This is a genomic window from Maridesulfovibrio zosterae DSM 11974 (assembly GCF_000425265.1).
GTDB classification, from domain to species: domain Bacteria; phylum Desulfobacterota; class Desulfovibrionia; order Desulfovibrionales; family Desulfovibrionaceae; genus Maridesulfovibrio; species Maridesulfovibrio zosterae.
On record NZ_KE384342.1, the window covers coordinates 275,528 to 293,068 of the forward strand.

16 protein-coding genes and 1 tRNA gene are annotated in these 17,541 nt (G+C 40.7%); 11 read left to right on the plus strand and 6 right to left on the minus strand.

The genetic code is table 11. The annotated features are described in order from the left end of the window. Nucleotides 1-16: 16 nt before the first annotated feature. A tRNA-Asn gene (locus H589_RS0112750) sits at nt 17-92 on the minus strand. A 214-nt stretch (nt 93-306) separates the two neighbouring features. Here H589_RS0112750 and lysS point away from each other — a divergent pair. The 9 genes from lysS to H589_RS0112795 all read left to right on the plus strand — a co-directional run bounded on the left by lysS (nt 307) and on the right by H589_RS0112795 (nt 10,252). Beyond that, complete coding sequence (lysS, locus tag H589_RS0112755) at nt 307-1,893, plus strand: lysine--tRNA ligase (RefSeq protein WP_035076276.1); 1,587 nt, start codon at nt 307-309, stop codon at nt 1,891-1,893. Further along, a complete protein-coding gene (locus tag H589_RS0112760) occupies nt 1,890-3,119 on the plus strand; it encodes a lipoprotein-releasing ABC transporter permease subunit (RefSeq protein WP_027722375.1) in 1,230 nt (409 codons plus the stop codon). Before lysS ends, H589_RS0112760 begins: the two co-directional genes overlap by 4 nt. Then, a complete protein-coding gene (locus H589_RS0112765) occupies nt 3,112-3,795 on the plus strand; it encodes an ABC transporter ATP-binding protein (RefSeq protein WP_027722376.1) in 684 nt (227 codons plus the stop codon). Before H589_RS0112760 ends, H589_RS0112765 begins: the two co-directional genes overlap by 8 nt. Then, nucleotides 3,782-6,496 (plus strand): outer membrane protein assembly factor BamA, encoded by a 2,715-nt coding sequence (gene bamA / locus H589_RS0112770; protein WP_027722377.1) that lies wholly within the window; start codon nt 3,782-3,784, stop codon nt 6,494-6,496. The genes H589_RS0112765 and bamA overlap by 14 nt, the downstream gene beginning before the upstream one ends. A gap of 90 nt (nt 6,497-6,586) precedes the next feature. Further along, nucleotides 6,587-7,117 (plus strand): OmpH/Skp family outer membrane protein, encoded by a 531-nt coding sequence (locus H589_RS0112775; protein ID WP_027722378.1) that lies wholly within the window; start codon nt 6,587-6,589, stop codon nt 7,115-7,117. Nucleotides 7,118-7,126: 9 nt separating this feature from the next. After that, nucleotides 7,127-8,164 (plus strand): UDP-3-O-(3-hydroxymyristoyl)glucosamine N-acyltransferase, encoded by a 1,038-nt coding sequence (gene lpxD, locus H589_RS0112780; RefSeq protein ID WP_027722379.1) that lies wholly within the window; start codon nt 7,127-7,129, stop codon nt 8,162-8,164. After that, nucleotides 8,157-8,621, plus strand: a complete 465-nt coding sequence (gene fabZ, locus H589_RS0112785) for a 3-hydroxyacyl-ACP dehydratase FabZ (protein WP_027722380.1) — start codon at nt 8,157-8,159, stop codon at nt 8,619-8,621. The genes lpxD and fabZ overlap by 8 nt, the downstream gene beginning before the upstream one ends. After that, on the plus strand, nt 8,621-9,418 hold the full coding sequence (lpxA, locus tag H589_RS0112790; protein WP_027722381.1) for an acyl-ACP--UDP-N-acetylglucosamine O-acyltransferase: 798 nt from the start codon (nt 8,621-8,623) through the stop codon (nt 9,416-9,418). Before fabZ ends, lpxA begins: the two co-directional genes overlap by 1 nt. Before the next feature lie 3 nt (nt 9,419-9,421). Beyond that, nucleotides 9,422-10,252, plus strand: coding sequence for an LpxI family protein (locus H589_RS0112795; protein WP_027722382.1), 831 nt, complete (start codon nt 9,422-9,424; stop codon nt 10,250-10,252). 90 nt (nt 10,253-10,342) lie between these two features. On the opposite strand, the gene H589_RS0112800 is transcribed toward H589_RS0112795, so the two are convergent. The 5 genes from H589_RS0112800 to H589_RS0112820 form a co-directional block, all read right to left on the minus strand. Then, on the minus strand, nt 10,343-10,588 hold the full coding sequence (locus tag H589_RS0112800) for an FmdB family zinc ribbon protein (RefSeq protein ID WP_027722383.1): 246 nt from the start codon (nt 10,586-10,588) through the stop codon (nt 10,343-10,345). 5 nt (nt 10,589-10,593) lie between these two features. Further along, a complete protein-coding gene (locus tag H589_RS0112805; protein WP_027722384.1) occupies nt 10,594-10,965 on the minus strand; it encodes a CGGC domain-containing protein in 372 nt (123 codons plus the stop codon). Nucleotides 10,966-10,976: 11 nt separating this feature from the next. Next, entirely contained in the window at nt 10,977-11,834 is an 858-nt protein-coding gene (locus H589_RS0112810) for an ATP-binding protein (protein WP_027722385.1), read from the minus strand. Between the two features lie 4 nt (nt 11,835-11,838). Continuing rightward, nucleotides 11,839-12,696, minus strand: a complete 858-nt coding sequence (locus H589_RS0112815) for a nucleotide-binding protein (protein ID WP_027722386.1) — start codon at nt 12,694-12,696, stop codon at nt 11,839-11,841. A 95-nt stretch (nt 12,697-12,791) separates the two neighbouring features. After that, complete coding sequence (locus H589_RS0112820) at nt 12,792-13,070, minus strand: DUF5320 family protein (protein ID WP_027722387.1); 279 nt, start codon at nt 13,068-13,070, stop codon at nt 12,792-12,794. A gap of 194 nt (nt 13,071-13,264) precedes the next feature. On the opposite strand from H589_RS0112820, the gene H589_RS0112825 reads away from it, so the two are divergent. Both H589_RS0112825 and H589_RS0112830 read left to right on the plus strand, forming a co-directional pair. Continuing rightward, on the plus strand, nt 13,265-14,116 hold the full coding sequence (locus H589_RS0112825; protein ID WP_027722388.1) for a damage-control phosphatase ARMT1 family protein: 852 nt from the start codon (nt 13,265-13,267) through the stop codon (nt 14,114-14,116). A 108-nt stretch (nt 14,117-14,224) separates the two neighbouring features. Then, on the plus strand, nt 14,225-17,470 hold the full coding sequence (locus tag H589_RS0112830) for an AsmA family protein (RefSeq protein ID WP_035076038.1): 3,246 nt from the start codon (nt 14,225-14,227) through the stop codon (nt 17,468-17,470). Nucleotides 17,471-17,541: the final 71 nt, after the last annotated feature.

The following is a 17,541-nucleotide window of genomic DNA, read 5'->3' on the forward strand; positions in this document are numbered from 1 at the left end:
CAGCCTTTGAGCTATCTGGCTCCCCGGGAGGGACTTGAACCCCCAACCTAGTGATTAACAGTCACCCGCTCTGCCGATTGAGCCACCGAGGAATGTGAAGCTGCTGCGGTTTCCCGCTGCAACGAAGAGGGTTCTACGGATTTGCTGTCCTGTTGTCAAATACTTTTTTAAAAAATATTTATGTGCGAAAGTGAACTATAAAATATGTACTTTCTTGACGACAAAGGGTAATTAGCTTAGGCAAGCAACGGATCTTGTATTTTTCTAGACTTTATTCGGTTACGGAGAATTAATAACTTGAGCGGCATGAAGAAAAAGCAAATTAAGCTGGCAAGCAAATCAGAGCATGTGGCAACTTTTATGCCCCTGCTTGAGGCTCTGCAAGCTCAGAACGAACTCAATCAGGTTCTGAAGAATCGTGTGGAAAAAGCATGTGATCTTCTTGATGAAGGTGTGCAACTTTATCCTAACAACTTCAGTAAAGATACAGATGTCTCAACTATTTGGGATAATTATGACAAAATTGAAGGAGAAGAGCTGGTAACTCTAGGCAAGAAGTTTAAAATTGCCGGCAGAGTCATCACTCATCGATCCTTTGGTAAAGTCGCATTCTTTCATCTTCAGGATCCTACAGGCAGAATTCAGGTGTACGTGGCAAGAGATGATCTTGGCGCAGACCTGTACAAAATTTTTAAAAAATTCGACATCGGTGATATTGTCGGCGTTGAGGGAGAGCTCTTCAGAACTAAAACTGATGAACTGACCCTTAAGGCGGACAAAGTTGATCTGATTACAAAATCTATGCGTCCGCTTCCTGAGAAGTACCATGGACTCAAGGATGTAGAGACCAGATATCGTCAACGCTATGTTGACCTGATCGTTACACCTCGTGCCCGTGAAATTTTTCAGAAACGTACACAAATTGTTAAGGCTATTCGTAACTACTTGGATTGCAAAGGCTTTATGGAAGTAGAAACTCCCATGATGCAGCCTATTCCTGGTGGAGCGGCGGCCAGACCTTTTGTTACTCATCATAATGCACTTGATATGCAGCTCTATTTGCGAATTGCTCCAGAGCTTTATCTCAAACGTCTTTTGGTTGGTGGTTTTGAAAAGGTGTACGAGATTAATCGTAACTTCCGTAATGAAGGTATTTCTGTAAGGCATAACCCTGAATTCACAATGCTTGAGTTCTACTGGGCGTATGCTAATTTTGAGAACCTCATGGATTTAACTGAGGAAATGATTTCTACAGTTTGTAAGGAAGTTAACGGGGATACCAAGATTGAGTATCAGGGCGAAATGATCGACCTTACTCCCGGAGCATGGCATCGTGTTGCATTTCACGAATCTCTGGAAACGATTGGTGGTGTTTCTCCTGATGTTTATACGGACTATGATAAGTGTAAGGAATTGGTAAAAAAGATCGGAGAAAAAGCTGTTGAGGGTGAAAAACTCGGTAAGCTTCAGGCTAAGCTTTTTGATCATTTGGTTGAACCTAAGCTGATGCAGCCGCACTTTATTTATCATTATCCTACAGATATCTCTCCTCTTTCTAGAAGAAATGAGGAAAACCCTGATATCACAGACCGTTTTGAGCTTTTTATTTACGGTCGCGAACTGGCTAACGCATTTTCTGAACTTAACGACCCTGTGGACCAGCGTTGCCGGTTCATGACACAGGTCGAGGAAAAAGAAGCCGGTGATGATGAGGCTCATTATATGGATGAGGATTATGTGCGTGCCCTTGAATACGGTATGCCTCCAGCTGCAGGACAGGGTATCGGTATTGATAGACTGGTAATGCTGCTTACAGATAGCGCTTCCATCAGAGAAGTTATTCTGTTTCCTCTCCTTAGAACTGAGACTTCTACCGGCTCTGGTGGCGCATGAAATTCGAGCTCTTCGTCGCACTGAGGTATCTTTTTACTCTGAGAAGAAATAACTTCATCTCGGTGATATCTCTTTTTGCAGTCAGCGGAGTCGCCCTGGGAGTTGCTGCTCTCATTGTAGTGTTAGGGGTTATGAACGGTTTTTCAACTGATCTCCGGGATAAAATTCTTGGAGTTAATGCCCATATCATTGTGACTGCTTTCGACGGCACGCTTGATAGCTACCACCATATGACCGATAAAATTGAAAAGATTTCGGGCGTTACAGGTGTAACGCCCTTTATCTATTCTGAGGTTATGCTTTCCAGCAGTGGTGGCGTAAAAGGTGTTGTGCTTCGTGGGGTCGATTCTAAGACAGCCAAGGGTGTTCTCAGCCTGCCGGGTAACATGATTTCAGGTAGTGTTGACTGTCTGGCAAAAGATAGTAAACTTCCCGAAATTATTATCGGAACACAGCTTGCGCAGCGTCTTGGCCTTATTGTCGGCGATAATGTTCACTTGTTATCACCTTCTGGAACACGCAGTGCCGCCGGATTTACGCCTAAAGTAAGTCTTTTTAAAGTAGGAGGGGTATTCAGGACTGGTATGTTCGAATATGACTCTTCCTTAGCCTACATAAGTAATAAGGCAGCGCAAAAACTGCTCGGTTTTAAGCGTGATTTTGTTTCAGGTCTTGAAATTCGTCTAGCAGACGTATATGCAGTTGATAAGATAGGTAAAGTTCTTAAAAAGACTCTTGCAGGTTATCCTGTGCAGATTCGGAACTGGCAGGAGATGAATGCGAACCTGTTTGCTGCCCTGAAGCTGGAGAAAACAGCCATGTTTATCATTCTGGCAATGATTGTTATGGTCGGCTCCTTCAGTATAATTACAACTCTGGTTATGCTGGTTATGCAAAAAACCAAGGACATTGCGGTACTTATGTCAATGGGCGCAACGTCTGGAAGTATAAGAAGAATTTTCATGCTTCAAGGCACTTTGATAGGACTGTTTGGCACAAGCTTAGGCTACCTTATAGGTGTGCCTGTAGCTTTGCTGCTTAAGCGTTATCAGTTCATCAAATTGCCAAGTAATGTTTATCCGGTTGATTATCTGCCTGTGCGGATGGATTTATTTGATTTGACAATGATCGGTGTTGCAGCTTTCGCGCTTTGTTTTCTGGCTACTTTGTATCCGGCAAGGCAGGCAGCAGCTCTTAAACCGGCGCAGGCTTTAAGATATGAGTAAATTGCTTTATGAACTTAAAGATGTAGTAAAAGAGTTTCAGGGTCCCACAGAGACTGTCAGAGTTCTTGATAATGTAAATCTGACAGTTGATGGCGGTGAATCTTTGGCTATTATGGGATCCTCAGGATCCGGTAAAACAACTCTTTTGCATATCCTTGGAACTCTTGATACTGCTTCCAGCGGTGACATTCATTTTGCTGGAATGAATATTAATGATATGAATTCTGAGAAACGAGCCGAAGTGAGGAATAGGGGAATCGGCTTTGTTTTTCAGTTTCATCACTTACTGCCAGAGTTTACTACTTTGGAAAATGTTGCTCTTCCTGCCATGATGGCAGGCATAAGTCAGAGCAAAGCCTCTGAAATGGCCCGTGAAGCCCTTGGGCTGGTAGGTCTTGAAAATAGGATGGATTACAGGGTTACGACCTTGTCGGGGGGAGAGAGACAAAGAGTAGCTATCGCACGTGCTATACTGCTTAAACCCAAAGTCCTACTTGCAGACGAACCTACTGGTAACTTGGATGAGAAGACAGGGAAGATGGTTGGAGATATGCTTTCTTCCCTTAATGAAGAGCTTGGAATGACACTCATTATTGTAACTCACAATATAGAACTGGCGGGATTGATGAATCGTCAGTTTGAGTTGCGTTCCGGAGAACTGTATGCCCAGAACTAGAATTCTGATTTTACTGATTACGGCAACCTTGGCATTTTTGCTCAATTGCGGAGTAGGAAAGGTCCAGGCGGATGATGCCTCGAGTATTGTTATTGCCGTACTTCCCTTTGAAGTTAATGCTGATGCAGATGCTCAATACCTCAAAGACAGTTTACCCACTCTTCTTTCTGACAGATTGCGTGAAGCTGGATTCAGAGTTGTGAATCAAAAAAAAGTAAGGGATCTTGTTGATGAACAAGGTTATGAATTTTTAAATATTCAATCTGCAAAAGATATGGCTCTGCTGGCAGGTGCTGGTTACTCAGTCTATGGAAGTTTCAGTCAAATCGGAGAAGATTTGAGTCTTGATGTACGTCTCGTCGAGGCCTTCGGGATTAAGCAGGCAATTCCTCTTTTTGTAAGTAAGAAGGGGTTAATTAATCTTTTACCTGCTGTTGATGAACTTGTTGCTAAAATGAAGCTTGAATTGCTTAGTCAGGATAAAATAGCAGAAGTTGATGTCCGTGGAGTTAAAGTTCTTGATAAAGACGTTATCTTGATGCGTACCAACATCAAGACTGGTGATATTTATACTCCTTCAAAAATTAATGCCGATCTTAAAAATATTTATGCTCTCGGATATTTTGACGATGTAAAAGTTAAAGTTTCCGATGTTCCCGGCGGTAAGAAAATTGTTTTTGATGTCAAAGAGAAACCACGTATTCAGACCATTTCTGTTAAAGGTGCTGATGCAATTGATTCAGAAGATATTCTCGCAGCAGTAAACACTAAGAAAGGTGCTGTTCTAAACCCGAAAGTCCTTTCTGACGATCTTAATACCCTTCGCGAAATGTATCGTAAGGAAGGGTATTATAATGCTAAAATTGACTACAATGTAGAGGGTGAAGGCCCTCAGGCTCGTTTGAATATTAATATCAATGAAGGCAAAAAGCTTTATATTGAAGGTATTATTATCGAAGGAGCTAAAAAGCTTGACCCTGAAGAAGTCAAGGCTCAGCTTGCATTGACTGAACGCGGCTGGCTTTCCTGGTTCACCAAAACAGGTGTTCTTAAAGAGGAATTGCTTGAGCGTGATGCTTCAGCTATTCTGGCGTACTATGGTAACCGCGGATTTATCGATGCCAAAGTTGGTGAGCCTGAAGTTGAGATTAAAGATGATGGTATTTACGTCACTTTTAAGGTTTCCGAAGGTGATCGTTACAAAGTCGGAAGTGTCTCCTTTCGCGGTGACTTGATTGTTAAGAAGTCCAGAATTAATGAGCTTATAAATGTTGATGATATGGCCGAAGGTGGCGAATACCTAGATAGGTCAGTTGTCCGAGAAGACATGAAAGCTATTTCCGATTTTTATTCGAACTACGGCTATGCGTATGCTGAAGCCAATATCCAGATGGATCAGGACAAGGAGAATAAAACAGTCGGTCTTACTTTTGTAATTACCAAAAGGCAGAAAGTTTTTATCCGCAGGGTTACTATTGAAGGTAATAGTAAAACTCGTAATAATGTAATTCTTCGTGAAATGCGCTTAGCCGATGGTGACCAGTTCAGTGGTGCGAAATTGCAACGTTCAATTGTTCGTCTTAACAAGCTTGACTATTTCAGTGAAGTGGACATTGAACCTGTCCCAACTGGTGATCCAGATGAAATGGACTTAAAGGTAAAAGTTAAAGATAAAAGCACTGGTATGGTCAGTGGTGGTATTGGTTACTCCACATCTGACAGTGTTTTTGTCTCAGCGAAGATTACCGAACGAAACTTGTTTGGACGTGGTTGGAATTTCAGTCTTAACGGTGGATGGAGCTCTAAAACAATCAGTTATGGTTTGGATTTCTACAATCCACGTGTAGGTGATTCTCTCTGGGGTGCTGGTGCTGGTACCTACTGGCGTAATGAAGATTTTACTGATTATGATAAACAGACCATCGGTGGAGTTGTCAGAGCAGGTTATCCTTTGGGAGAGTATACTAATTTCCTTACCGACTACAGGTTGGAAAATTATACGATCACTGATGTTGCTACTGATGCAGCTCAGGATATTAAAGATATTGAAGGTAATAACTGGTCCAGTGTTGTTTCAGCCAGCCTTAAGCGCGATACAACTAACAAGGCATTTAATCCTTCAACAGGTACTTTGAATAATTTGACAGTCGAAATGGGCGGCGGTATTCTTATGGGAGATGACTCCTTCGTGAAATACACCTTCGACTCCAACTACTTTACTCCGGTCTTTTGGGATTTAGTGTTCCACTGGAAAGGTAGTGCAGGATTTATCCACGATAACTTCGGTGATGGTGATATCCCTACATTTGAACGTTTCTACCTGGGTGGTATTAATAACGTTCGCGGTTATTCCAGCAGAGAAATATCTCCTCGGGATAGTAAGTCTGGAGACCGTATTGGTGGTAACAAGATGTTCTATATGAACTTTGAACTCTTGTTCCCTATCAACGAAGAATTCGGTCTTGTCGGAGTTACCTTCTTTGATATGGGTAATGCCTGGAATGATGGCCAAAGTTTCTTCTCTGATACAAAGCAGGAAGACGGTGAAGACCTTATGCTTGGTATGTACAAAAGTATTGGTGCAGGCATACGGTGGTTTTCTCCCATGGGTCCAATCAGAATCGAGTATGGATACGGGCTTGATAAGCTTCAGGATAGTGGAAGACATAAAATTGAGTTCTCTATGGGACAGTTCTTTTAGTAGATATTTATGATGAAGGACATATTGGATTGTCCAGCATATGTCCCAATACTGAGATTGTTTGATATGAAATAATAAGGAGAATATTAAATGCGTAGAATTATTTTTGTTGTTTTGATTTTGGTACTTGCCTTTCAGGGGCAGGCTTTTGCAGCAGGAACCCAGAAAATTGGTACAGCTTCAATGGCTAAACTGATCAAGGATTCTGAAGTTGGACAGGATGCTCAGAAGAAGATGGAAAAGAAATTTTCAACTGCCAAGACTCAGCTTGAAGCTAAGCAGAAAGAACTTGAAGCGTTAAAGAAATCCCTACAGAAGCAGAGTCTTGTCCTCTCTCTTGAAGCTAAACAAGATAAAGAACTCGAGTTTAAACGCAAAGTTAGAGATTATCAGGATCTGGCTCAGGCTACTCAGAGAAAAATGCAGCTTGAAGAAAAGAAACTCGGTGCTCCAGTTTTAAATCTTATCAAAAAAGTTGTTACCGACTATGGTAAGAAAAATGGTTTTTCAGGAATTTTTGATAAAGGATCTGCCGGTTTCCTGTATGTTGATGACTCTATCGACGTTACCAATCAGATTTTGCTTGAAATGAATCGTGCTTTCAGAGCAGAAAAGAAGTAGGCTTACGATATGCTTCTCTCCGAACTCGCAGGGCTTTTAAGCCTTAAACTTTCTGGAAAGGATAAAGAAATCTCCGGGGTTAATACCCTGGAGCTGGCCGGACCTAATGAATTGTCTTTTCTTGCAAATGCAAAATATGAAGCTTTATTAGGGACTACAAAAGCCGCAGCAGTGGTTTTGGAGGAGAAATATGCTGATTTGGTAGATTCTGCCTTAATCAGTGAGAATCCTTACATGGATCTGGCTAAAGCAATGCATATCTTCTCTAAACCGCAAGGTTGTATTGAAGGTATCCATGAGCTAGCCTTTATTCATCCGGAAGCTGATGTAGACGAGAGTGCTACTGTTTACCCTTTTGCCTTTATCGGGCAGGGGAGTAAGGTGGGGGCCAATAGTAAGATTTTCCCCGGCACTTATGTAGGAGAAAATTCTGAAATTGGCCCTGGATGTCTTCTTTATTCAAACTGTTCCATAATGGCTGGGACTGTTATTGGTGCCGGAGTCATTGTCCAACCGGGAGCTGTAATAGGCGGTGATGGTTTTGGATATGCTCAGGTTTCCGGTAAGCATATGAAAATTCCTCAGATTGGAACAGTCGAGCTGCAGGACCAAGTTGAAATAGGTGCTAATGCTTGTGTTGACAGGGCTGCTCTTGATGTTACAAGAATTGGTTCTGGTTCTAAAATAGATAATTTGGTGCAGATTGCGCACAATGTGACTACCGGAGAAGATTGTCTGATTATTTCTCAGTCAGGTGTCGCTGGTAGTACTAAGCTAGGTAAAAATGTAATTCTTGCTGCTCAGGCCGGTCTGGTTGATAATATCAAAATTGGTGATGGTGCCGTGATCGGTGCTCAAGCTGGTGTTACAAATGATATTCCTGCTGGCTATATGGGAGCTGGTTCTCCCATTCAGGAAAAAGGTAAGTTTTTGAGAACCTCAGTATATCTCAAGAAACTTCCAGATATGGGTAAGAAGATTTCTGCAATGGAAAAGCGTTTAAAAGCGCTTGAAGCTGAATTATGCAAAGGAAAAGAAAGTGAGTAAACAAGCTCCTGAATATATAGATGTTAAGAGGATAATGGAGATGCTTCCGCATCGTTATCCCTTTTTATTGGTTGACAGGGTTGTAAATCTGATTCCAGGTGAGTCAATCACAGCCTATAAAAATGTTACTATAAATGAGCCATTTTTTCAGGGACATTTTCCCGGACTTCCTGTCATGCCTGGAGTCTTGATCGTTGAGGCTTTAGCGCAGGCTGGAGGCATTATTGTTCTCAGCACTGATGATATAGATGTAAAAGATAAGGTATTTCTTTTTACTGGTATTAATAAAGTTAAATTCCGCAGACCCGTTGTTCCTGGGGATAAGCTTGTTCTTACTGTTAACGAAGTGCGTCGCAAGATGAATATTTGGAAAATGAAGTGCGTTGCAACTGTTGATGGTGAAATTGCTGCTCAGGGTGAAGTCTCTGCTGCAATTGTTGATAAGGAGCAATTATAATGGCTGTTGAAATTCATCCTAGTGCCATTGTTGATCCCTCTGCTAAATTAGGCGAAAACGTCAAAATCGGCCCTTTTTGTATTGTGGAAGCCAATACAATAATCGGTGACGACTGTATGCTCGATTCTCATGTACAGATTAAGTCTTACACAAGCATGGGTAAAGGCAATGTTGTTCATTCAAATGCTATTCTTGGCGGACCTCCGCAGCATCTTGCATTTAAAGATGAAGATACCACTGTTGAAATTGGTGATAATAATATTTTCCGTGAATTTATGACTATCCATCGCGGTACCGTGCAAGGACGTCGTCGTACAACTGTCGGTAACAATTGTATGCTTATGGCATATGTGCATGTTGCTCATGACTGTAGTGTAGGCAATAATGTTATTATGGCCAACGCAGCAAGTCTTGCCGGCCATGTAGATGTCGGAGATCATGTAACTATTGGCGGAATGTCTGGTATTCATCAGTTTGTGCGTATTGGAGAATATGCTTTTCTTGGTGCAATGTCGGGTTTTGCAAAAGATCTTCCTCCTTATATGCTTGCGACTGGTGTTCGCGGTGTTTTACATGGTCCAAACTCTATTGGACTCAGAAGACACGGTTTTGATTCTAAAACCTGTATGGCTATTAAGAAAGCTTATAGAATTCTTTTCCGCTCTGGACTTACTCGTGAAGAGTCTCTTGAAATGGCTGAATCTGAACTTTCAGAAATTCCGGAAGTTATGAAACTTATTGAGTTTGTACGCTCCAGCGAGCGAGGTATCTGCCCGGCTGACCGTTCTCCAGAATAGCTTATGAAAGAAAAATCAGAAACGATAGGTATTATTGCCGGAGGGGGACAATTCCCCCTTCTGGTTGCAAAGGGAGCCGCAGCACAGGGACATCGTGTTGTGGCTGTTTTTTTTAAAGGGCATTCTAGTGATGAAGTCGCAGCTTTAGTTGATGATTCAAAAGAATTGATGCTTGGTCAGCTTTCAAAACTGATATCTTTTTTTAAAAAGAATGGCGTCAGTAAAGTCGTTATGGCTGGGACAATAAATAAGCCCAAGGCTTTTGATATTCGTCCAGATTTTCGAGCTGCTAAACTTCTTTTTAAATTAGCGACTAAAGGTGATGATGTCCTGCTGCGTACTGTTGCCAATGAGTTTGAATCTGAGGGAATGGAGGTGGTTGGTCCACATATTTTTGCCCCTCAGCTTTTAACTCCAGCTGGTATTTTAACTAAGCGTAAACCTAGTGAAAGTGAATATTCTGATCTTGTTTTTGGATGGAAGATTGCACGGGAATTAGGCCGACTTGATATTGGGCAATGCGTTATTATCAAGGATGGAGTTATTGCAGCCGTTGAGGCTATTGAAGGTACCGATGCTGCAATTAAGCGTGGTTGTGATCTGGGCGGAAAAGGATGCTGTATAGTGAAGGTCTTTAAACCAGGTCAAGAAGAAAGGGTAGACATGCCATCAATAGGTTTAAAGACTGTAGAAGGTATGAAAGAATTGCGCGCAACCTGTTTAGGAGTTGAAGCAGGTAAAAGCCTTTTCTTTGATTTGGATAAGGCGATAAAATTTGCAGATAAGCATGGAATTTCAATAGTGGGTTTGACTTCTGAATGGTTTGATAAGTAAATCTGAGTGTTACAAGATGCTTGATTAAAATTTAAATTTCATAAAAAAGGCATAATTTAAAAATTATGCCTTTCTTATTTATTAGCTATTTTATGCCTTACCGCAGCATGATCCGGGTACACATCCTTTCGAATGGGGATTTGCTCCGCAGCATCCAGTCGCTTTTTTATCCGGTACGTTGGGAGTATCTTTGCCTGTCAGTGACGATGTAGATGAAATCAGTTTTTCTCTTGTCGTTAATCCGCAGGAAGGACATTCGCCTATTTTAGTTATTGAGCTGCTTATTTCTTCATAAACAGTCCCGCATTCCAAACATTTATATTCAAATATCGGCATTATCGTTATTCCGCAAAAATATTTTCGGGTAGAAATGGGTGTGTTCCTTCAATCACTTCACATCCGGCTTTTGCTTTAATTTTTTTAACTATAGTATCTTTATATTCGCAATGAGTGGCGAGGCAAGGAGCTATATGTACTTTCGTAGGATTTTCACCAAGTTTTGAATTCCATAGTTTCATGAAAGCCATACGTGGAACAACTGCAACCCCAGGGCAGCCGCCACATCCCATAATACCCATCAGTTCAGCTTCCTGATCATAACGTTCAAATTCACCAGCACGTCTGTTGAAGCCAACCATACATCTTGAACATCCAATGCAGGTATCATCCATAGTTGTTTTACAGCCGATGACTAGAATCTTCTCCTTGCCCATTATTTTCTCCTTTAAAAATGTTTTTCCATTTTATCCCATATCGTTTTCATTTTTTTGCCCATACCTTCAGGATCATATTCAACAACAGAAAGAGCTTCTATTTGTGCTTTTGTAAAAACTGTATCGTAAGGTAATTCTCCTGCCAGAATGATATCTTTCTCAGAGCAGAATGAGCGTATTACATTTTCCTGTTCAGCATTTATACCGCACTTATTAATGATTGCCATGGATGGAATTTTGAAGTGTTCTGTCAGTTTGTGTACTCGTTTTAAATCATGAACTGCAGTAATAGTCGGTTCAGCGACAAATAGTGCTAAATCAGCATTTGTCAGTGAAGCTATGACAGGGCATCCTACTCCGGGTGATCCGTCTACAAGTACTAACTCAGCTCCTTCTGCCTTGGCTGCTTCTGCTGATGCATTCCGGACAGTGGTTACCAGTTTGCCTGAGTTTTCTTCACCTATACCAAGTTTAGCGTGAATCATTGTTCCGAAACGTGTATCAGACTTAAACCACTGGCCGCATTTTCTGGGTGAAATTGATACCGCTTGAACTGGGCATACAAATGAACAGACTCCGCAGCCTTCACATTTTTCGGGGATGATGGAGCAATCTTTAGAGATCGCATCAAATTTGCAATGTTCAGAGCATAGCCCGCACTGGGTGCAAATTTCGGGATTGATTATAGGGCGTTCACCACTGAAAAAGTCGGTGGTCTCAACTATATCCGGATTAAGAATCAGATGCAGATCGGCTGCATCAACATCACAGTCTGCAAGTACTTTTTTGGGGCCAAGTGCCGCAAGGGCCGAAACTACACTTGTTTTTCCTGTTCCGCCTTTTCCGCTAATAACTACTAATTGTTTCATATCGTTATGCCTTGCTTACCTGATCTTGAATAGATTTCCATATGTCTGCAAAAATATCTTTAAATCCTGGAATGGTGTCATAAAGCATTCCGCCTTCAGAATATTTAGAAGCTGCTGTGCGGCTATGAGGTAGTGAGCCAAGTAGTGGAATATTATTATCAATCAAATATTTTTCGACTCTGTCATCGCCCATTCCAGAGCGGTTAAGAACTACACCGCAGGGCATATCGAGCGTTTTCATGAGCTGTGCTGCCAGATCAAGGTCATGCAGTCCAAATGGTGTAGGTTCTGTAACCAGAATAGCAAAATCAGCTCCTTCAATTGATTCTACAACGGGGCATGATGTACCGGGGGGGCAGTCAAATATATTTACTTCTGAATTTGGTGAAAGTTCTTTAACTTTTTTTATAAGTGGCGGTGACATTGCTTCGCCGATGCGTAGTAATCCGCTTGTAAAATTAATGTTTCCGGTTTTACCTGTGACAGATGTACCGATTAGCCTTTGCCCTTGTCCTATTGCATTTGCAGGACAGGCCAGTTCACAGAGTCCGCAGGCATGACATAGTTCTGAGAAGCTGAGCACAGCGTCAACCATCCAGATCAACGATTTGAATCGGCATAATTCTATACATTTTTTGCATGACTCACCGATGCATTTATCTTCATCAATTTTTGGTACAGGGAGAAATTGTTCTTTTTCAGCATTAAGATCAGGATTTAAAAAAAAGTGGGCGTTAGGCTCTTCGACGTCACAGTCAGTAAAGCTTATACCGATTCCTAGTGAATCTAGGTACGCTGCCAAATTGACCGCCACAGTCGTTTTGCCTGTTCCCCCTTTACCGCTGGCAATTGCTATTTTCATAAAAATTCCTTTTATAAAACCTCCGGCAGCTCATGAAGAGATACCGGAGGTAATTCAAGTGTTACAAAGCTGGTAAGAACATTTACAGTCTGACGCTATTTATTCAGTTCGTTGCGGAGACTTTGATTTTCTGCTTCGAGTTCAGCAATACGTTCTTCAAGAGTTTTTTCTGGTTTCAATGATGGAGATGTTTGACCTATACCAGCACGACACATTCCGTTTCTACGTCCTCCACCCATGCCTCGTCCTTGTCTCATTCCATTACCACTGAGACCTCTGTTTTGAGATTTTCCTCTAGCCTGTCCGGCTCCACATGGTCCAAGTCCTCTACCAGGCTCGTCGGAGCTTGTTTGATTTCTGTTAATTACGGGCATTGTTTTGCTCCTTTATTTTGGTTATTGATACTTTGGCTTGAGCAACTGTCGTGCCTAATATGAAATATCTGTAATATCAGTGTGTTGATGAAGTTATTTGTACTAATAAAATACTAAAACGACTTAAAATATGCCTTTTTTTAAATATAGGGCGCATAATTAGCCTTATTGTTTTGAGCGTTGAAGGGGAAAATATGAGAACTCGTCTGGATTGTTTGCCATGTTTCTTGAAGATGGCTTTATTTGGTATACGTGAAGCTTGTCCCGGGCAGGAAGAAGTGCATGAAGCCGTCATTAAACAGTGGGCTGCACGTTTTTCTGAAGCTGATTTATGTGAATCTCCGCCTTCCTTGGCTGGACGTCTTTTCAGGGAAATTTCTCACTATGTGGGAGATGTTGATATTTTTAAAAAACAGAAGGATGAATCAAATAAGCGGGTCCTTGAATTATTACCAGATATCCGTAACAGGGTGCTGAGTAGTGATAACCCATTACTTGCCGCGTTAGGTGTTTCGATCATCGGTAATTATATGGATTGTTCTGTTATGGGCGAGTATGATTGGGAATCTGAGCTTGGAAGTTTGGAAAAAGGGCTGGATAAGAATTTATTTGATTGTTTTCTGGAGCAACTTTGGAAAGAAAAAAGTTTATTAATTCTTGGAGATAATGCTGGAGAAATCGGACTTGATACCGTGCTGGTAGAGTTGCTTAAGCAAGAAGGGATCAAGATTACTTATGCTGTTCGTGGATGCAATATCTTGAATGATGCTACTCTGGTTGATGCTAAATTTGTCGGTATGACAGATCTTTGTGATGTTATTACTTCCGGTGTAGATACTCCTGGAACTGTTCTAGACAGATGCAGTGCTGATTTTCGTTTCGTACTCGATGCAGCTCCTGTTATATTAAGTAAAGGGCAGGGGAATTTTGAATCTCTCTGGGGCGTGATTCCAAATGTTTTTTATGCTTTTAAAGTGAAGTGTCCTGTTGTGGCTGACATAACCGGACATCCTGTTAAAAGCTCTCTATTTTGTCAGGAGAGTTAAATTATGCAGAATTGAGGGGTTTTTCTTCAGGCTTACTTTACCTTTTGCTTACTTCTGCTTTAACAACTTATATCAGATTGATAATGATAAAATCACTTACAGGTGGCTATGGCTTTGTTTAGATTTAAGAAATTATTCTGGGTACTATTTATCCTCTTTGACTTTTGCATTCTGGCGGCATTCTGCGGAGGAATTTATTATCTGGAATCAGATGCACCACGTACAGAGTTTGAAACTTTCTTAAGTGCGAAACTCGGGCGAAAGGTTGTGTTTAATAATAATTTCGATCTGATATTTTATCCATGGCTTGGCTTGAATACTGGGCCAATTGCCATAAGTTCGGCTACGGATGCAGAATATCCACAGCAGCTTATGGTTAAAAATGTAGATTTTAAAGTTCGACTGATACCTCTTCTCTTCGGTGATCTTGAGGTGGATACCATCATTGTTGATTCACCTGTTTTCCGCATGAATCGCGGGAATAACGGAAAGTTGGACCTGCCAAGTATGAATGGTGATGAGAAAGGTGAAATAGAGGCTCCTTCCTCCCGTATTTTTAAGTCTATTTCTGTCCGGGGAATGAATGTAGTTAATGCAACGTATATTTATAAAGATATAGCTTCCGGTAATTCATTCAACGTCTCAGGGGTTAACGTCAGGACAGGATTGCTGCGCAAAAATACTCCTTTGGCTTTTGATATAACAGCTATGCTGGATACTGATTTTTTAGATCTTTCAGCAATAACTAATATTAAAGGTCTAGTAGATTTTTCTCGAAGTAAACGAACTGTCTCTCTTTCAGATACCTCTGTTTCGGTCTCTGTTAAAAGTCCTGAGTTGCTTGGACCTGGCGAAAGTATTCAGGGGATCGCTAATCTCGAATGTAATCTTGTTGAGGGACTGATCGATGTTAAAGGTTTAGTCATCCAAGGGGCAGGCTTGAGACTTTCAGGGGCGGCGGTATGTCGTGATATATATAATTCTCCAGATTTTAAAGGAAGCCTTAAATCTACACGTTTTGACCCTAAGGCTGTCTTTTCGAAATTTACTCCCGTACCTATTCCTTCAGATATCAAAGATATTTTTAATAGTGCTTCATTTGCAGTTGATTTTCATTCTACTCTTGAGAAAACAGAACTCAGCAATATGGTTTTGAAAGTAGATAAAACATCAATTCAAGGTGTTTTTTCACTTAAGGATTATAAGCATCCATGGGCTGAATTTGATGTAAGTGTTGATTCTATAGGGCTTGATCCGTATTCAAGACTTTTTAAGTTGGGTAAAAATATAAGCTCAGAGGATAAAATTTCTTCAAGTGCAGGGGATCATAAGATTGAGTCTAAACCTAAAAGGTTCTATTTTAGAGATCTCATTATTGCTGATTTAGTGCATAAACTACCTTGTAAAGGTAAGCTTGAGATTGGAGAACTGACATACTCTGGAATGAAGCTTGATAATACACGTCTTGCTATTTCTCCCGGCCCCCAAATTGCCAACCTCAGTATTGGTAAGGGGTCGTATCTTGACGGAGATTTTTCTTTGATGGCAGATCTCGGCTTTAATGAGAAAAATGAAAGCGATATTTTATTTCTTTCCGCAAAAGGGGCGGTCTCACCTTTTTCTTTAATTAAAATTCCAGCAAAGATTGAAAAGGTGAGTTTTCGTTCCGGTAAGGCTGGCCTAAAACTGAAAAGCTTTACATCACATGGTAAAACTTTGGTTGAACTGGTCAGAAATATTAAATTAAATCTGGTTGCTGAGGCGAAAAGAGTTGCTGCCAGCTTAAGTCATAAAGATATTCCTGCTAAGTATCGTAATATTCATGCAGATTCATTTACTTTTGGACTGGCTGTTTCTCCGCTTTCGGGAAAAGCTTTAGAAGGTCATGCTGGAAGGAATGCACGGATTAAATTTGCTGCTGTTTTGTTGAAACCTGATCTAAAACTTGATGGAAACTTTAACGGTGAAATTTTTAGCAGACGCGCAAAACCGGATTCTTTTGTCTTTAAGAATAGTAATTTTGATTTATCCTTCAGCGGTAACGGTATTTCGACAATTAAAAAAGAGACGCGGCTTGTCCTTGGCGGCGAGGGGAGTTTTAAAGAACGGAGTTTAAAACTAGATAATTTTTCAATACAAAGTGGTAAAATTAACCTTAAAGGTGATGTTGATGCCAAAAATATTGGTGCAGAAACAGCCTCAGCGTCCGGTCATTTGAAATTGGGTAATACAAAGTGTGACGAATTCTTTAGTTTATTCGGAGTTTCGAAGCCTGAAACTCAAGACAAAAATGCTTTCGATTCTGTTGAATTTGATACAGTTTTTCAGCTCAATGGTGAAAATCTAAATTTGCATGTTAACCATTGCAGGCTTGATAATGCGACAGCGACAGGTACTTTTGAGTTGGTAGATTTCAAAAAGCCGGTACTTAATTTTGTTATTAATGGCGATAATATCGATATAGATACGTTTTTACCGCCAGAAGACAACTCTGATACTGATGAGCAGAAAAATGGAGTTGCTAAACCGGCTGTGAAACTCCCTGAATGGCAGTTTCCTGATGCTATGTTGAGCGCAATTAATGCAAAAGGAAAGGTTGTTTGTAACTATTTTCGAATATTTGATTTTGGCGCAAGTAAAATCAGTGCTGATGTCGATATGAAAAACTCTATCATAGGTATCCATAATATTAGCGCAAAGTTTCATGAAGGTAATCTTGCCGGTAAACTTGATTTAGGACTGTATAACGGGACAGTGAGTCTTGATACTGATTTTGAGGCCAGAGGTTTTGAGGCCGGCTTATTTTTTTCTGATTATACTGGGCATGATTATGTGAAAGGTTTGACAAGTGCATCGCTCCAATTAAAGGGATATTCGACGGCAAATGAGAATTTTACAAATACCATGACTGGTAAGCTGTTGTTTAAAATTACTGATGGTTCTTACTTGTTTGCCGGTTCGACTGGACAGGGTAAGAAAAGTAAAAAACAGTCCAGCCCGACAAAATTTTCTGTTATGAATGGTGCAATTCAGGGTGAAAAAGGTGATTTTAAAGTTAATGATTATCTTCTGAAAACCAATTATCTTACTGCAACCGCAAGAGGTGGATTTAGTTTTCCCAAAGATTCTATTGATCTTCGTGTAAATGCAGATATTATTCAATTGCCTAATATGTATCTAAAAATTGTGAATGCTTTATTTGATGCTATAACAGGGGTGAATGTAAACGTTACTGGAAAGCTGAATGATCCGAAAGTGGAAGTAAAAGGATTAGAGCGTTGGAGTGATGTTTTAGGTGATGTGCTCGGTTTGCCGGAAGAGTCTTTTATGTTTTTCAGAAGGCTTATATTCTGATATGGTTCATTTAATTAAAATTGCTATGAAATAAAATTATGTGCGTTTAATCAGTTCCATCAGGAGGGAAT

What these genes read in the sequence shown, in the direction of transcription:
- H589_RS0112795 (WP_027722382.1), top strand. Translation starts at nt 9,422, where the DNA reads ATGAAAGAAAAATCAGAAACGATAGGTATTATTGCCGGAGGGGGACAA.
- bamA (WP_027722377.1), top strand. Translation starts at nt 3,782, where the DNA reads ATGCCCAGAACTAGAATTCTGATTTTACTGATTACGGCAACCTTGGCA.
- H589_RS0112805 (WP_027722384.1), bottom strand. Translation starts at nt 10,965, where the DNA reads ATGGGCAAGGAGAAGATTCTAGTCATCGGCTGTAAAACAACTATGGAT.
- H589_RS0112800 (WP_027722383.1), bottom strand. Translation starts at nt 10,588, where the DNA reads ATGCCGATATTTGAATATAAATGTTTGGAATGCGGGACTGTTTATGAA.
- lpxD (WP_027722379.1), top strand. Translation starts at nt 7,127, where the DNA reads ATGCTTCTCTCCGAACTCGCAGGGCTTTTAAGCCTTAAACTTTCTGGA.
- H589_RS0112760 (WP_027722375.1), top strand. Translation starts at nt 1,890, where the DNA reads ATGAAATTCGAGCTCTTCGTCGCACTGAGGTATCTTTTTACTCTGAGA.
- H589_RS0112825 (WP_027722388.1), top strand. Translation starts at nt 13,265, where the DNA reads ATGAGAACTCGTCTGGATTGTTTGCCATGTTTCTTGAAGATGGCTTTA.
- H589_RS0112810 (WP_027722385.1), bottom strand. Translation starts at nt 11,834, where the DNA reads ATGAAACAATTAGTAGTTATTAGCGGAAAAGGCGGAACAGGAAAAACA.
- H589_RS0112765 (WP_027722376.1), top strand. Translation starts at nt 3,112, where the DNA reads ATGAGTAAATTGCTTTATGAACTTAAAGATGTAGTAAAAGAGTTTCAG.
- lysS (WP_035076276.1), top strand. Translation starts at nt 307, where the DNA reads ATGAAGAAAAAGCAAATTAAGCTGGCAAGCAAATCAGAGCATGTGGCA.
- H589_RS0112830 (WP_035076038.1), top strand. Translation starts at nt 14,225, where the DNA reads ATGGCTTTGTTTAGATTTAAGAAATTATTCTGGGTACTATTTATCCTC.
- H589_RS0112820 (WP_027722387.1), bottom strand. Translation starts at nt 13,070, where the DNA reads ATGCCCGTAATTAACAGAAATCAAACAAGCTCCGACGAGCCTGGTAGA.
- lpxA (WP_027722381.1), top strand. Translation starts at nt 8,621, where the DNA reads ATGGCTGTTGAAATTCATCCTAGTGCCATTGTTGATCCCTCTGCTAAA.
- H589_RS0112815 (WP_027722386.1), bottom strand. Translation starts at nt 12,696, where the DNA reads ATGAAAATAGCAATTGCCAGCGGTAAAGGGGGAACAGGCAAAACGACT.
- H589_RS0112775 (WP_027722378.1), top strand. Translation starts at nt 6,587, where the DNA reads ATGCGTAGAATTATTTTTGTTGTTTTGATTTTGGTACTTGCCTTTCAG.